General features: G+C 65.1%; 14 protein-coding genes. 9 read left to right on the forward strand and 5 right to left on the reverse strand.

Features of this window, described 5'->3' with window-relative positions; genetic code table 11:
- Positions 1 to 31: 31 nt before the first annotated feature.
- Positions 32 to 661, reverse strand: coding sequence for a 2-dehydro-3-deoxy-6-phosphogalactonate aldolase (locus D0Z70_RS09300; RefSeq protein WP_119745617.1), 630 nt, complete (start codon positions 659 to 661; stop codon positions 32 to 34).
- Positions 658 to 1,563 (reverse strand): 2-dehydro-3-deoxygalactonokinase, encoded by a 906-nt coding sequence (locus D0Z70_RS09305; RefSeq protein ID WP_119745619.1) that lies wholly within the window; start codon positions 1,561 to 1,563, stop codon positions 658 to 660. The genes D0Z70_RS09300 and D0Z70_RS09305 overlap by 4 nt, the downstream gene beginning before the upstream one ends.
- Before the next feature lie 137 nt (positions 1,564 to 1,700).
- Here D0Z70_RS09305 and D0Z70_RS09310 point away from each other — a divergent pair, with 137 nt between their 5' ends.
- The 9 genes from D0Z70_RS09310 (at position 1,701) to D0Z70_RS09350 (ending at position 10,411) form a co-directional block, all read left to right on the forward strand.
- On the forward strand, positions 1,701 to 3,503 hold the full coding sequence (locus tag D0Z70_RS09310) for an IlvD/Edd family dehydratase (protein ID WP_119745621.1): 1,803 nt from the start codon (positions 1,701 to 1,703) through the stop codon (positions 3,501 to 3,503).
- Positions 3,504 to 3,624: 121 nt separating this feature from the next.
- Positions 3,625 to 5,217 carry an aldehyde dehydrogenase (NADP(+)) gene (locus tag D0Z70_RS09315; RefSeq protein ID WP_119745623.1) on the forward strand — a complete coding sequence of 531 codons (1,593 nt, stop codon included), beginning with the start codon at positions 3,625 to 3,627 and terminating at the stop codon, positions 5,215 to 5,217.
- Positions 5,214 to 6,137, forward strand: a complete 924-nt coding sequence (locus D0Z70_RS09320) for a Gfo/Idh/MocA family protein (protein WP_119745625.1) — start codon at positions 5,214 to 5,216, stop codon at positions 6,135 to 6,137. The genes D0Z70_RS09315 and D0Z70_RS09320 overlap by 4 nt, the downstream gene beginning before the upstream one ends.
- A 16-nt stretch (positions 6,138 to 6,153) precedes the next feature.
- A complete protein-coding gene (locus tag D0Z70_RS09325; RefSeq protein ID WP_119745627.1) occupies positions 6,154 to 6,894 on the forward strand; it encodes a FadR/GntR family transcriptional regulator in 741 nt (246 codons plus the stop codon).
- 119 nt (positions 6,895 to 7,013) lie between these two features.
- Positions 7,014 to 7,658: a PepSY-associated TM helix domain-containing protein gene (locus tag D0Z70_RS09330; RefSeq protein ID WP_119745629.1), complete on the forward strand. Its 645-nt coding sequence runs from the start codon at positions 7,014 to 7,016 to the stop codon at positions 7,656 to 7,658.
- Between the two features lie 12 nt (positions 7,659 to 7,670).
- Positions 7,671 to 8,195 (forward strand): DUF2271 domain-containing protein, encoded by a 525-nt coding sequence (locus D0Z70_RS09335; RefSeq protein ID WP_119745631.1) that lies wholly within the window; start codon positions 7,671 to 7,673, stop codon positions 8,193 to 8,195.
- Between the two features lie 12 nt (positions 8,196 to 8,207).
- On the forward strand, positions 8,208 to 9,092 hold the full coding sequence (locus D0Z70_RS09340) for a DUF4198 domain-containing protein (RefSeq protein ID WP_119745731.1): 885 nt from the start codon (positions 8,208 to 8,210) through the stop codon (positions 9,090 to 9,092).
- 98 nt (positions 9,093 to 9,190) lie between these two features.
- Positions 9,191 to 10,060, forward strand: coding sequence for an FAD:protein FMN transferase (locus D0Z70_RS09345; protein WP_119745733.1), 870 nt, complete (start codon positions 9,191 to 9,193; stop codon positions 10,058 to 10,060).
- A gap of 39 nt (positions 10,061 to 10,099) precedes the next feature.
- Complete coding sequence (locus D0Z70_RS09350; protein WP_119745735.1) at positions 10,100 to 10,411, forward strand: hypothetical protein; 312 nt, start codon at positions 10,100 to 10,102, stop codon at positions 10,409 to 10,411.
- A 3-nt stretch (positions 10,412 to 10,414) separates the two neighbouring features.
- Here the strand turns inward: D0Z70_RS09350 and D0Z70_RS09355 are convergent, their stop codons facing one another.
- From D0Z70_RS09355 to D0Z70_RS09365, 3 genes are all read right to left on the reverse strand, one after another.
- Complete coding sequence (locus D0Z70_RS09355) at positions 10,415 to 11,098, reverse strand: Fe2+-dependent dioxygenase (RefSeq protein ID WP_119745633.1); 684 nt, start codon at positions 11,096 to 11,098, stop codon at positions 10,415 to 10,417.
- Between the two features lie 15 nt (positions 11,099 to 11,113).
- Positions 11,114 to 11,881 carry an energy transducer TonB gene (locus D0Z70_RS09360; RefSeq protein ID WP_119745635.1) on the reverse strand — a complete coding sequence of 256 codons (768 nt, stop codon included), beginning with the start codon at positions 11,879 to 11,881 and terminating at the stop codon, positions 11,114 to 11,116.
- 178 nt (positions 11,882 to 12,059) lie between these two features.
- On the reverse strand, positions 12,060 to 14,360 hold the full coding sequence (locus tag D0Z70_RS09365; RefSeq protein ID WP_119745637.1) for a TonB-dependent receptor: 2,301 nt from the start codon (positions 14,358 to 14,360) through the stop codon (positions 12,060 to 12,062).
- Positions 14,361 to 14,392: the final 32 nt, after the last annotated feature.

Below are 14,392 nucleotides of genomic sequence, written 5' to 3' on the forward strand. Positions count from 1 at the left end.
GCAGGACGATCGGGACAAATCGTCCAAGCCCTTAAAGCGTCGCCTTCCAGGCCGCGACCAGTTCGCGCCCCCGCGCGCCGACCAGCGCCGCGTCGTCACCGGGGCGGTAGAGCGCGCCGCCCACGCCAATGCCTTCGCAGCCACCCGCCAGCCATTCACCGATCGTGTCAGCACCAGTGCCGCCCACGGCCCAGACGCCGACATGCCTGGGCAGCACATCCTTGACCGCCTTCACATAGGCCGGGCCAAGCCGGGCGGCAGGGAAGAGTTTGATCCGGCGTGCGCCGGCGGCGATGGCGGCAAAGGCTTCGCTGGGGGTCATAAAGCCGGGCAGCAGATCAAGGCCCAGTTCCGCGCCGCGGGCGATGACGGCGGGGTTGGTGTTGGGCGTCACCATGATCCGTCCGCCCGCGCCATGCAGTTGCTCGACTGCCTCGACGCTCAGCACCGTGCCGCCGCCGATGATCGCGCGGTCGCCAAAGGCCTGTTGCATCGCGCCGATGCTGGCCAGCGGGTCGGGCGAGTTGAACGGGACTTCGAGGATACGGATGCCCGCCTCGACCAGCGCGGCGGCGACGTCCAGCGCCTCGTCCGGGCGGATGCCGCGCAGGATGGCGGCGATCGGCGGCGCGCCATCGGCCAGCAATTCGTCCATCGTCATAGTGTCATCTCTCCACCATAGCCCAGCCCTGCCAGCGCGCAGGCGTCGCCCTCCAGACGCTGCGACTCAAGCCCTTGTGCCGCCAGTGCGCGGGCATAGCGATCCGCCAGCCGCGCGTCGCCGATCAGCGTCACGCCATCGTCCGCCTGCAACAGCGCACGGGCCTCAGCAATCTCGCTGCCGATCAGCAGCCCGGACAGATAGCCCAGCGCCCAGTCGGCCGATCGCCCGGCGCGCAGCCGCATCGCCCGTGCCGCGAACAACTGTGCCAGCACAGCGCCCTCGCCCGCCCGCGCCAGCCCTTCGGCAAAGCCAGCCGCTTCCTGTGCCGCATCGCCCACCGCATCCTTTGGCCCCAGCGTCGATCGGTCCCGCAGCAGGGCAAACAGCTCGCCGGTCGGCACGGTGCGGAACGCCAGCACGCGGCCATCCTGAACCAGCGCCCATTTGCTGTGGGTGCCGGGCAGGACGATCAGGCGGCGACCCTGCGCCAGCGCCGGATCGCGCGCGCAGGCACCGAAAATCTGCGTTTCCTCGCCGCGCATCACGTCTGGGATGCCATCCGCGCCGGTGCAGGCCAGTCCCGCCATGATCGCGATCGGCGCGCCGCGCCAGTCGAAGCCTATGGCGGCTGCGCGCCAGCTTGCTGCGTCCGCCGGGCAATCGGCATAGGGTGCCTCGACCCAGCCGTCGCGCGCGCCGACCATGCCGCACAGGGTGATGGACAGCGGTGTCCCGTCGGCCAGCCAGGGCGCTACCGTATCGGCAAAAGCGGCTTCGGCTGCCCGTCCGACAGCGCCGATGCCCGGTCCGTCGCGGCGTGCGACGATCCGCCCCTCCTCGACCCGGAACAGGCGCAAATTGCTGGTCCCCCAGTCGCCGATGACCGTGTAGCCGCTCATCGCCGATCGGCTTCCACAAAAATCTCGATACGCTTCACACATCCTCGATACAGCTTCTTGAATTTCTATTTGTCTGAGTATATCAGGAGGCCAAGCGCGTCAACGTGCCACAGATTTTCCAGCGTCAGGATGCCCCAATGAGCGATTCGTCCAAGCCCGCCCCCAAGCTGCGCAGTCGCGCCTGGTTCGACAACCCAGACAATATCGATATGACCGCGCTCTATCTGGAACGCTATCTGAATTTCGGCCTCAGCCTGGACGAACTGCGCAGCGGCAAGCCGATCATCGGCATCGCCCAAACCGGCAGCGACCTTTCGCCCTGCAACCGCCATCATATGGTGCTGGCGGAGCGGATGCGTGATGGCATCCGCGAAATGGGCGGCATCGCGCTGGAATTTCCGGTCCACCCGATTCAGGAAACCGGCAAGCGCCCGACTGCCGGGCTTGACCGCAACCTGGCCTATCTGGGGCTGGTGGAGGCGATCTATGGCTATCCGCTTGACGGCGTGATCCTAACCACCGGTTGCGACAAGACCACGCCTGCGCTGCTGATGGCGGCGGCGACCGTCAACATCCCGGCCATCGCTTTGTCGGTCGGCCCGATGCTCAATGGCTGGCACAAGGGCGAGCGGACCGGGTCCGGCACCATCGTGTGGAAGGCGCGCCAGTTGCTGGCCGCGGGCAAGATTGACGATGAAGGCTTCATCAAGCTGGTGGCGTCGTCGGCTCCCTCCACCGGTTATTGCAACACGATGGGTACGGCATCGACCATGAACAGCCTGGCCGAAGCGCTGGGCATGATGCTGCCCGGATCGGCAGCGATCCCCGCCCCCTATCGCGATCGGCAGGAGGTCGCCTATCTGACCGGCAAGCGCATCGTCGAGATGGTGCATGAGGATTTGAAACCCTCCGACATTCTGACCAAGGACGCTTTCCACAATGCGATCATGGTCAATTCGGCGATTGGCGGATCGACCAATGCGCCCATCCATCTGGCCGCGATCGCCCGCCATATCGGCGTCGATCTGCCGCTCAAGGATTGGGAGACGGTGGGTCACAAGATCCCGCTGCTCGTCAACCTTCAGCCTGCGGGCGAATATCTGGGCGAGGATTATTATCGCGCCGGTGGCGTCCCCGCCGTGGTGGCGCAGCTGATCGCGCAGGGGCTGATCCACGAAGGCGCGATGACCGTCAATGGCAGGACCATGGGCGACAATTGCCGGGGCGTGGAAATTGAGGATGAGAAGGTCATCCGTCCGTTTGACCAGCCGCTGGTCGAGGATGCGGGCTTCCTGGTGCTGTCGGGCAATCTGTTCAACGCGGCGGTCATGAAAACCAGCGTCATCAGCGCCGAATTTCGCGACCGTTATCTGTCCAACCCCGACGATCCCAACGCCTTTGAAGGCCCGGCGGTCGTGTTCGACGGGCCGGAAGATTATCACCACCGCATCGACGATCCGTCGGTCGGCATCACCGACCAGACCCTTCTGTTCATGCGCGGCGCGGGGCCGATCGGCTATCCCGGTGCCGCCGAAGTCGTCAACATGCGCCCGCCCGCTTATCTGATTACCGAGGGCGTGTCCGCCCTGCCCTGCATCGGCGATGGGCGCCAGTCCGGCACATCGGGCAGCCCCTCGATCCTGAACGCCTCGCCCGAAGCGGCGGCTATGGGTGGCCTCGCGCTGCTGGAAACCGGGGACCGGGTGCGGATGGACCTCAATACCGGCACCGTGAACGTGCTGATTTCCGAGGAGGAACTGGAAGCACGGCGTGCCGCGCTGGTGGCAGCTGGCGGGTATCAATATCCCGCCTCGCAAACCCCCTGGCAGGAAATCCAGCGCTCGGTCGTGGGTCAGATGGACACGGGCGCGATCCTGGAAGGGGCGGAGAAATATCAGCGTATTGCCCAGACCATGGGTCTGCCACGCGACAATCATTAAGGAGCAGGGACGGACTGGTCCCTGATCCATCCATTTTTTGCATCACTTGTGCCGGAAAACGATCAGCGCGTCCGCGCCCGATCGGCTAGCCAGCAGTCCGGTCATTTTCAGGAGACGTCCCATGTCCAGCGAAGTCCTATTCAACGGAGCCATTCTCATCGGCGCAAGCGAGCGCCAGGGCGGCGATCCTTTTTACGCCATTCATCCGGCGACCGGCGAAAAGGGCAAAGTCGCCTTTTCCAGCGCCATGCCAGCCGAGGTCACGGAAGCCGCAGCCCTGGCCGATGCGGCGTTCGACAGTTTTTCGACGCTGACGCCTGACGCCCGCGCCACCTTCCTGGAAACGGTTGCCGACAATATCATCGCCATTGGCGACCTGCTGATCGAAACCGCGATGGCCGAATCCGGCCTGCCGCGTGCCCGGCTGGAGGGCGAGCGTGGCCGCACCGTCGGCCAGTTGCGTCTGTTCGCCAGCTATGTCCGGCTCGGTGACTGGCTTGATGCCACGATCGACCCGGCCCTGCCCGACCGTGCGCCGCTACCGCGCGCGGACCTGCGCCGCGTCAACCATTCGGTCGGCCCGGTCGCCGTGTTTGGCGCGTCCAACTTCCCGCTCGCCTTCTCGGTCGCGGGCGGTGACACCGCGTCGGCCTTTGCCGCCGGATCGCCCGTCATCGTCAAGGGCCATAGCGCCCACCCCGGCACGGGCGAACTGGTCGCCCGCGCCATTCAGGCGGCGGTCAAGGCGTGCGGCCTGCATGAAGGCGTGTTTTCCTACCTGCCCGGCGCCAACCGCGCACTGGGCGGCGCGCTGGTCGCCGATCCGCGCGTCAAGGCGGTGGGCTTTACCGGATCGCGCGGCGGTGGCGTCGCACTGATGAAGATCGCCGCCGACCGGGCCGAACCGATCCCGGTCTATGCTGAAATGTCATCGATCAACCCCGTCGTCCTGTTGCCCGGCGCGCTGGCCGACCGCGCCGCTGCCATGGGCGCAGCATTCGTCGGGTCGCTGACCATGGGGTCGGGCCAGTTCTGCACCAACCCCGGTCTGGTCATCGCGCTCGACGGACCGGACCTCGACACGTTCGTGGCCGCAGCAGCGGAAGCCTTGTCCGGCGCAGCGCCGCAGGTCATGCTGACGCCGGGCATCCACGAAGCCTATGAAAAGGGCGTCGCGGCGCTGGAGGGCGCAGATGGCGTCACCACCATCGCGCGCGGTATAGAGGCGGAAGGCTGCAACCGGGGCAAGGCCGCTTTCTTTGCGACCGATTCGGCGACCTTCGGTGCCAATCCGCTGCTGGCGGAGGAAGTGTTCGGATCATCGTCCGTCCTCATCCGGTGCAGCAGCATCGAGGAAGTGATCGCCACCATCGCGGGCCTCGAAGGCCAGCTGACCGCGACGCTGCAATTGACCGATGCCGATAGTGCAGACGCCGCCAAGCTGCTGCCTGTGCTGTCGCGCAAGGTTGGCCGTATCCTGACCAATGGCTGGCCCACCGGCGTCGAAGTGACCCATGCCATGGTCCATGGCGGTCCCTTCCCCTCGACCGCTGATGGCCGCTCCACCTCGGTCGGCACGCTGGCGATGATGCGCTTCCTGCGGCCCGTCTGCTATCAGGACGTGCCCGACGCGCTGCTGCCTGCCGCGTTGCAGGCATCCAATCCGCTCGGCCTCAATCGCCGGATCGACGGCAAGCTGGTCGTCGCGGCATGAGCATCAGGGCAGGTCTGGTAGGGCTGGGTAAAATCGCGCGCGACCAGCATCTGCCCGCGATGGCCAGGACGGACGGCATTGATCTGGTCGCTATCGCCAGCCGCAACGCGCAGGGGGAAGGGGTGAATAATTACCCCGACCTCGGCGCGATGCTGGCGGGTGAGCCGGACCTGGACGCCGTCATCCTGTGCCAGCCGCCCCAGGCCCGCTATCATGCGGCGCGGCAGGCGCTGCTGGCGGGCAAGCATGTGTTTCTGGAAAAACCGCCGGGCGCGACCGTGTCCGAAGTGGAGGCGCTGATCGCGCTGGCCAAGGCGCAGAATGTCACCCTCTATGCCAGCTGGCACAGCCGCTATGCCGCCGCCGTGGCGCAGGCCAAGGGGTGGATCGCGCAGCGCAGGATCGAGCGCATCTCGATCCAGTGGCGCGAGGATGTCCGCCACTGGCATCCCGGCCAGCCGTGGATATGGGAAGCGGGCGGCTTCGGCGTGTTCGATCCGGGTATCAATGCGCTGTCGATCCTGACCGAAATCGTGCCGGAACCCGTCACCCTGCTATCGGCCAATCTGGAAGTGCCGTCCAACAAGGACGCCCCGATCGGCGCGACGCTGGCGATGGCGACCGCGTCGGGCGCACCGATCGATACCGTGTTCGACTGGCGGCAGACCGGGCCGCAGACATGGGATATTGCCGTCGATACCGACAATGGCGCGCTGCTCCTGTCCGAAGGCGGCAACACATTGCGGCTGGACGGCGAAGTGCAACTGAAAGCGCCGGACGAAGAATATCCGGCCATGTATCGCCGTTTCGTCGATCTGGTCGCGGCCCGCGCGATCGACGCCGATACTGCGCCGCTCCGGCTGGTAGCGGATGCCTTCCTTTGCGGGCGGCATTGCCCTACGGCTATATTCGAGGACTGAAACGGGAGCGGGAATAGTGGCTAGCGGGCGCAAGGTCGGATCGGAAGAGAGCGGGCTGCGCATCCACCAGACGATCGCGCGCGATCTGGGCACCGCTATCCTGACCGGCCGTCACCAGCCCGGCGAATTGTTCGAAGGCGAGATTGAGGCGTCCGACCGCCTGGGCGTATCGCGCACCGCCTATCGTGAGGCGGTGCGTATCCTGATCGCCAAGGGGATGCTGGAAAGTCGCCCCAAGGCTGGCACCCGCGTCCTGCCGCGCAATCGCTGGAACGTGTTGGACCCCGAAATGCTCGCCTGGATGTTTGCGGGTGAGCCGGACGCCAATTTCATCCGCGACCTGTTCGAGCTGCGCGGCGTCATAGAGCCTGCCGCAGCGGAGTTTGCCGCGCGCCGCCGCACCGATGAGCAACTGGCGGTGATGGAGGCGGCGCTCGCCGAAATGGGCCGCTATGGGCTTTCCACCCCCGAAGGCCGCGCCGCCGATCAGCGTTTCCACAATATGATCCTGGCCGCGACCCGCAACGACGCGCTGGAGGCGCTGGCCAGTTCGGTCGGCGCGGCGGTCAGCTGGACGACCACCTTCAAGCATCGCAAGAAGCTGTTGCCACGCGATCCCCTGCCCGATCATCGCGCCGTATTTCAGGCGATCGCCGCGCGTGACACGGCAGCGGCGCGGGCGACCATGGCGGAGCTGCTGCGGCTGGCATTGGCGGACATGGACATCGCGCTGGCGGAGCCGAACAGCGACGACTGACCGGTCCTTTGCCGACCCATACATTTTGATACAAATTTCTTCCTGCGACTCGTTTGCAATTGCGAATCGTTCGCGGTATGCGATCGACACCCATTCTCGCAGGACCAGTCCCCCTTCCGATGCACGGAACCGCCCGCATTCAGCAGCAGAAGAAAAAGAGCGCCAAATCCTTCTGGCTCAAGCAGCTGCATAGCTGGCACTGGATCAGCTCGGCCGTCAGCCTGATCGGCCTGCTGCTGTTCGCCTTCACCGGCATTACGCTCAACCATGCCGCCGATGTCGAAGGATCGCCCCAGACGATCGAGAAGAGCGCGACCCTGCCCGCCGACCTGCGCAGGCTGGTTACGCCTGACGATGCGCCCGACGCCAAAAAGCCGCTGCCTGCGCCGGTCGCGGCCTGGGTTGAAAAGGCGGTCGGCCAGCGCGGGACGGGAGAGGCGGAATGGACTGCTGACGAAATCTATCTGGCCCTGCCCCGCCCCGGCGGCGATGGCTGGGTCTCGATCGACCGGAATGACGGCGCGGTGACCAGCGAGGCGACCAGCCGGGGCTGGGTCAGCTACCTCAACGATCTGCACAAGGGCCGCAATACCGGCACGGTGTGGAAGTGGTTTATCGACATCTTCTCGGTCGCCTGTTTCCTGTTCGCGCTGACCGGGCTGCTCCTGCTCCAGTTGCACGCCAAGAAGCGCCCCAGCACCTGGCCACTGGTCGCCATCGGCCTGGCCCTGCCAGCGGTGCTGGCCATCATCTTCATCCATTAAGGGGAATTTTCCATGCAGATCAGCTATCGCCTGCTGCTGACCGGCACCGCCGCGCTGGGGACGATGGCGGCACCCGCCGTCGCGCAGACGCTCAACCTGTCAGTCGGCATCCCGCGCCTGTCGGTCGCCGAATATCACCGCCCCTATGTGGCGATCTGGGTCGAGAAGGAGGGGGCGACCCCGCGCACCCTGTCGGTCTGGTATGATTATGACATGAAGAAGGGCGAAGGCACCAAATGGCTGCGCGACGTGCGGCAATGGTGGCGCGCGTCAGGGCGGACGATGAGCTTTCCGGCCGATGGCGTGACGGGTGCGACCCGCGCACCGGGTGACAACAAGATTGCCTTCGTGGCGGGCAAGGGACCGCTCGGTACGCTCAGCCCCGGTAATTACACGCTGATCGTGGAAGCCGCGCGCGAAGTCGGTGGTCGCGAAGTCGTCCGCCTGCCCTTCGCCTGGCCGCCAAAGCCCGGCGCGAGCGTCAAGGCGCAGGGCAGCGCAGAATTGGGCGCCGTCGCCCTGAATTTCGGCAAATAAGGGGATAGGATGATGAAAGCCAGACTGATGATCGCGGGCGCCTTGGCCGCCCTGATGCTGCCCGCCACCGCGCAGGCGCACCGCCAGTGGATGATGCCTTCCTCCACCACCCTGTCCGGCACCGAAAGCTGGATCACGGTCGATGCGGCGGTGTCCAACGACCTTTTCTATTTCGAGCATGTGCCGATGCGGACTGACGGCATCGTCGTGACCCAGCCGGACGGCAGCACAGGCAAGATCGAAAATGCCGCGACCGGCAAATATCGCTCCACCTTCGACGTGCATCTGACCCAGCCCGGCACCTACCGTATCGGCAGCGCATCAACGAATGTGATGGGCAGCTATATGCTGAACGGCAAGCAGGAGCGGTTGCCGCGCGGCACGACCAAGGACAGACTGGCCAGTGTCATCCCCGCAGGCGCGACCGATGTGCAGGTGGCTGAAGCGTCCAACCGCAACGAGATTTTCGTGACGCTGGGCGCGCCCAGCACCGGCATATTCAAGCCGACCGGATCGGGCATCGAGCTGGTCCCGGTGACCCACCCCAATGATCTGGTATCGGGCGAAGCCGCGACCTTCCAGTTCCTGCTGGACGGCAAGCCTGCGGCGGGCCTGAAGGTCACCGTCATTCCCGGCGGCATCCGTTATCGCGATGCGCTGGGCCAGATGGATCTGGTTGCCGATCAGGATGGCAAGGTCGCGATCACCTGGCCGCAGCCGGGCATGTACTGGCTGAACGCCAGTGTCGGCGGCGGTCGTGAGGGCGGCGGAGGCGGTGGTGCTGGTGGTCCCGGTGCAGCGCCGGGCGCAGCGCCCGGACCACGCCCTGCCCGCCCGGCTGGTCCGCCGCAGCGGCGCGCGGCCTATGTCAGCACATTGGAAGTGCTGGCACCCTGACCGCCGCCATCCGCATCGCGATCCCGCCCGACCTGTCGCCCGACCAGTTTGCCGGGCGGGCGCGGGCGGGTCGCGTTGTGACGCTGGGCGGGCCGACCATGGGGACCAGTTGGTCCGCGCATCTGGTCGATCCACCCGCCCATTGCCTCGCCGCGATCGAGGATGTGCTGGCCCGCATCATCGACCAGATGAGCAATTGGGAGGCGCAGTCCGCCATCAGCCGCTTCAACCGCGCACCGGTAGGGGAATGGATGACCCTGCCGCCGGACATGCTGACGGTGTTGCGGGCGGGGCTGGAGATGGCGCGACTGTCGGACGGCGCATTTGATCCGGCGATTGGCCATCTGGTCGATCAATGGGGTTTTGGTCCCGCCACCCTGCCCCGCCCTGCCCAGCTGCTTGACCGTTCACCATGGCAGACGATTGCGCTGGAGGGTGACAAGGCCTGCCGTCTCGCCGATGTCGCGCTTGATTTTTCGGGCATTGCCAAGGGGTTTGCGGTCGATGCCGTTGCGGCGGAGCTACGCACACTGGGCGTTGCCAACTTCCTGATCGAAATCGGCGGCGAATTACGTGGCGAAGGGGTGAAGCCCGACATGCAGCCATGGTGGGTCGATGTCGAGCCGCCCCCCGGCCTTGCCATTCCCATGCTGCGGATCGCATTATGTGGCCTGTCGGTCGCGACATCTGGCGACTATCGCCGCTTCCGCATGGAGGGCGAGGCCAGGCTGTCGCACAGCATAGACCCGGCGCGTGGCACGCCGATCGCGGCGGGGGTCGCGTCGGTCACCGTGTTGCATGACAGCGCGATGCAGGCCGACGCATGGGCGACCACGATCACTGTGCTGGGGGCGGACCAAGGCATGACGCTAGCTACCCGCCACGCCCTACCCGCCCGGCTGGTGCTGCGCACGGGGGATGGCGCGCAGGAATATATGACCCCCGTGCTGGCCGCGATGCTGGAATGAAGGGGTGGTGTGCGGGCGCAAGGCTGCTATGCGAGCCTGATGCAGAATCTGGCCGGGACCGTCTCCGTCGATGGGGACATATATGAATGGGAACTCCGGCGCGAGCCGCAATGGAGTGATGCCGAAGGCTGGAAGGGCATGACTGTCGCCCTGTCGCAGCAGGATTGCCAGCGCGGCGCGGTGCTGGAATTTCCGCCGCCCAAGCGTCTGCTCAAAGGCTTGCAGCGGGGCCGCCTCCAGATCAACGATGCCATTATCGCGAGAGGCATCCGCGCCGCCTTGCTGGCCGGATGGGAACCGGCATCGCGCGGCAAGCCGATGGTGTTCACGGTTGATGCCGACGGCAATTAGGCGTCAGCTTTCGGCCCAGCGGCGGAGCAGGTTGTGGTAGATGCCGGTCAGGCGGATGACTTCGCCATGCTGCTGCCCCAGCGTACCTCCCAGTTCCTGCACGCTGCGATCCAGGTCGAACAGTATCTGCCGGGCGGCATCGTCGCGGACCATCGACTGGAGCCAGAAGAAGCTAGCCACCCGCCGCCCGCGCGTGACCGGTTCGACCCGGTGGAGGGAGGATGACGGGTAGAGGACCGCATGGCCCGCGGGCAGCTTGACGCTTTGCACCCCAAAATTGGTTTCGATCGTCAGTTCGCCGCCATCATAGGCGTCCGGCTGTTCCAGAAAGACGGTGATCGACAGGTCGGACCGGACGCGAAAGCCCGTCCCCGCCTGAATCCGCACCGCATTATCGACATGGACGCCGAATGCCTGCCCGCCCGCATAGCTGTTGAACAAGGGCGGGAATATTTTGAGCGGAAGCGCGGCGGCGATGAACAGGGGCGATCGGCCCAGCGCGTCCAGCACCATCTGCCCGGCCTGTTTGGCGGCTTGTGCCTCCTCCGGCAATTGCAGGTTGCGTTTGGCGAGCGCGGATTGCGGGCCGGAGGTGACATTTCCGTCGACCCATTCCGCGCCGTCGATCAGGGCGCGGATCGCGGCGACACCGGCAGCGTCGATCAGGTCGGGAATGGCAATGAGCATGATTGGCGCCGCGTTTCAGGCCGCGTCGCTGCGCAGGACGAAGGGGATTTCGACCACGCCCTTGACCCGCATCGGCTGACCATTGCGGATGACGGGCGACCAGCGCCACTTACGCACCGCGTCGCGCGCTGCCTCGTCCAGCCGGGCAAAGCCGCTGCTCTGGGACACGGTGATGCTGTCGACCGCGCCATCGACGCCCAGTGTCAGCGTCAGCACGACTGTCCCCTGCTCCCGCTTGCGGCGGCTTTCGATGGGGTAGCGCGGCGGTTTGCCCGCAATCATCTGGGCGCTAAGGTCGCCGCCCTGGATCAGGCTGGGCGGGGCTGGCGACACAGCGGCGGGTGACGGGGTGGGCGTTGCCGCGACAGCGCGCTGCGGCGTTGGCACCGGCACCGGATCGGGCGTCGTCTGCACGGTCTGGACCGGCGGCACCGGCGTCTGGACGATCGGCGGCGGGGCGACGATTTCGGGGGTCGAGGGCGGCGGTGGCGGGGTTTCTGCCGATGGCGGTGGCGGGGGTGGCGAGAGGTTAACCACCGTCAACTTGGCCTCCTGCACGCGCTGGGCATGGCTGCGCATCTGGATCAGCGCGCCGATCAGCAGGATATGCAGGATCAGGATGGCTGCGATGACGGGGATGTTGGGACGTGATCGTGCGCCGTAGCGGCCGGGTGCGGGCTGTTGCGGCTGCGATCTGGCAATGTCGATGACGGACGGGCGAACATGATCATGCGTCAGGTCGGGCAGGAAATCGTCGGCTGGCCGACTTGCAGCATGGAGCATGGCAGCGCCTTCCTTCCCTTGACCCGATCACCGCCTCGATAACGCGAACCATAATGCGAATCAATTGCGTTATTTACTTAAGGGTGGGACGGGCGGCGATCCGAGGAGGATGGAGTGTATCGCCGCCCGTCCGCTACCCCCGGCAAGGGACAAATGCCGGGGGAAAGGGATTTGCAGGTTACAGCTTGTAGCCCAGGGTCAGCACCCAGGAGCGCCCCTCGCCGGGATTGGCCCAGCCATTGTTGCGGACGCTGGTATAATATTTTTCGTTGGTGAAGTTCTGGACGTTCAACTGGGCGCTGAACTTTTCCGTGATCGGGTAGGACAGCATGGCGCGGTGGACCAGATAATCGTCCGCCTTGTACATCGGTGCGCCGGTGACGTTGGCGAGATACCAGCTGCCCTGATAGGTCAGGCCGTAACCCAGCTCCAGACCGAAGGGGAGCTTGTAGGTGGTGAACAGGCTGCCCGAATGTTTCGGATTGTTCGTCATCGGGTTGCCCGCCTGAGTATCCACCACGCCCGCCGCCTTCTGGACGTTGGAAATGCTCTGGATCACCTTAGTATCCAGATAGGTATAGTTGGCAAACACAGTCCAGCTATCCGTGATATTTCCCGATGCGCCCAGCGTAATGCCATCCACCCGGTTGCGCCCGTCATTGACCGGCAGCGTCCCGACGAGAATGTCGTTGGTGGCGACGCGGTAATTGGTGCGCTCGTTACGGAACAGGGCAGCCGTCAGTTGCAACTTCGCATCGAACAGGTCGATTTTGCCGCCAATCTCGTAATTGACGGCCTGTTCGGGCTTCGCCTCGCACGGGTCGTTGAACATATTTGCTGCGGTTGCCAGGCCGCAGCCTGCACGGACGGTCGTGGCGGTCGGGTTCTTGCTGTTGCCATAGGCCACATAAAGGCTGGCATTCTCTGCTGGCTTGTAGACCAGACCGATACGGTAGGAGAAGAGATTGTCGGTTGCGTTCTGCGACACCCCGGTCGTGTAGGCACCGCCCGTTGCCGGGGTTGCGATCGTATCGGTGCGGAAGCGGGCGCGATTATGTTCGTAGCGGACGCCGCCATTGATTTCCAGCTGATCGACGATCTTGACCGCGGCGAAGGCATAAGCCGCGATGTTGAACAGGTCGCCATCCTGATGGCCGGAACGGATCGCGTTGACCGGGCCGGTATAGATGCCGTTGGGGTTGCTGATGCTGATCGGGTCCAGCACAGGGTTGGGCAGCGCGCCGCCCGCATTGCGCAGGACATTGCCATTATCCAGCGCATAATCTTCCTGCAACATCGACGTGCCGAGGACCAGCGAGTGGCCACCGGGAATCGTGAAGGTCAGGTCGAGCTGGTTATAGAGCGTGTCGTTGACCGAATTGCGGAAGCCACCGCGCGGTCCGCTGGGATAATAGGTGCCGGGGACCTGCCCGGCCGCGCAAGCGAGCCCCGTGGGGGTCTGGCCATTGGCAAGGCAGAAGGCGCCCTGCGGCGGATTGACGATCAGCTTCTGTTCGACCCGCTGCCAGCGCGACAGGTTGCGAACAGCCAGCAGGTCGCTGAAACGATGATCGAAAATGGCGGTGGCCTGATCGATCGTCTGATCCTGACGATCCAGATTTTTATAGCCATAATAGCCGCTGTAGATCGCACCGGGCAGCGGGCCGTCATAGAGCGCGTTCTTATAATAAGGCACGCCATAGAGCGGCGTATTCTTGTCCTCCTGATGCGTGTAAAGCAATGTCAGCGAGGTCGGGCCATCCACGCCGAACTTGACCGACGGGGCGACGCCCCAGCGCTCGTAGCGATCGACGTCGCGGGCCGGCACGTCATTTTCATGATACATGGCGTTGAGGCGCACGGCGATGAAGTCGGAGACGCGGACATTGCTGTCGATGGTCGCGCGATAATAGTCGGACGTGCCGACGCCTGCCTGGACCAATGTTTCGTCATAGCCCTTGGGCCGCTTGGTCACGATGTTGATATTGCCGCCGATCGAACCGGAGCCGCCGAACACGGAGTTGGAGCCGTTGGTGACTTCGATCTGTTCGACATTGAAAGGATCGGTGCGGCTATATTGCGCGCTGTCGCGGACGCCGTCGATGCTGATGTCGGTATTGGCGCTCTGGCCGCGCAGGTTGATGCTGTCGCCATAGCCGCCGCCACCTTCGCCCGCGCCGAAGGTGATGCCCGGAATGGTGGACAGCACATCGCGCAGGGTGAGCAGATTCTGCTTGCTGATAGTCTGGTTGCCGATGACCGTGATCGTCTGGGGCGTGTTCAGCAGGTCGCGGACATATTTGGGCGATTCCGCCTTCTCGACCTTGACGGTCGGCTCGTCGATCGCGGTGTCGGTGACGGTCATGCCGCCCAGCTTGGGTGCAGGGGCTTCCTGCTGGGCATGGGCCCCGGTCGCAAAGGCCATGGCGCCGACGCAGCCGAGAGCGAGGAAAGACGAACGCGACAGTGAGTTGGACATATGCAGCAAATCCCCTTTGATGTTGGGGAAGC

The sequence above is a fragment of the Sphingobium terrigena genome (assembly GCF_003591655.1).
Taxonomy (GTDB): domain Bacteria; phylum Pseudomonadota; class Alphaproteobacteria; order Sphingomonadales; family Sphingomonadaceae; genus Sphingobium; species Sphingobium terrigena.

What these genes read in the sequence shown, in the direction of transcription:
- D0Z70_RS09300 (WP_119745617.1), bottom strand. Translation starts at nt 661, where the DNA reads ATGACGATGGACGAATTGCTGGCCGATGGCGCGCCGCCGATCGCCGCC.
- D0Z70_RS09305 (WP_119745619.1), bottom strand. Translation starts at nt 1,563, where the DNA reads ATGAGCGGCTACACGGTCATCGGCGACTGGGGGACCAGCAATTTGCGC.
- D0Z70_RS09310 (WP_119745621.1), top strand. Translation starts at nt 1,701, where the DNA reads ATGAGCGATTCGTCCAAGCCCGCCCCCAAGCTGCGCAGTCGCGCCTGG.
- D0Z70_RS09315 (WP_119745623.1), top strand. Translation starts at nt 3,625, where the DNA reads ATGTCCAGCGAAGTCCTATTCAACGGAGCCATTCTCATCGGCGCAAGC.
- D0Z70_RS09320 (WP_119745625.1), top strand. Translation starts at nt 5,214, where the DNA reads ATGAGCATCAGGGCAGGTCTGGTAGGGCTGGGTAAAATCGCGCGCGAC.
- D0Z70_RS09330 (WP_119745629.1), top strand. Translation starts at nt 7,014, where the DNA reads ATGCACGGAACCGCCCGCATTCAGCAGCAGAAGAAAAAGAGCGCCAAA.
- D0Z70_RS09335 (WP_119745631.1), top strand. Translation starts at nt 7,671, where the DNA reads ATGCAGATCAGCTATCGCCTGCTGCTGACCGGCACCGCCGCGCTGGGG.
- D0Z70_RS09340 (WP_119745731.1), top strand. Translation starts at nt 8,208, where the DNA reads ATGAAAGCCAGACTGATGATCGCGGGCGCCTTGGCCGCCCTGATGCTG.
- D0Z70_RS09345 (WP_119745733.1), top strand. Translation starts at nt 9,191, where the DNA reads ATGGGGACCAGTTGGTCCGCGCATCTGGTCGATCCACCCGCCCATTGC.
- D0Z70_RS09350 (WP_119745735.1), top strand. Translation starts at nt 10,100, where the DNA reads ATGCAGAATCTGGCCGGGACCGTCTCCGTCGATGGGGACATATATGAA.
- D0Z70_RS09355 (WP_119745633.1), bottom strand. Translation starts at nt 11,098, where the DNA reads ATGCTCATTGCCATTCCCGACCTGATCGACGCTGCCGGTGTCGCCGCG.
- D0Z70_RS09360 (WP_119745635.1), bottom strand. Translation starts at nt 11,881, where the DNA reads ATGCTCCATGCTGCAAGTCGGCCAGCCGACGATTTCCTGCCCGACCTG.
- D0Z70_RS09365 (WP_119745637.1), bottom strand. Translation starts at nt 14,360, where the DNA reads ATGTCCAACTCACTGTCGCGTTCGTCTTTCCTCGCTCTCGGCTGCGTC.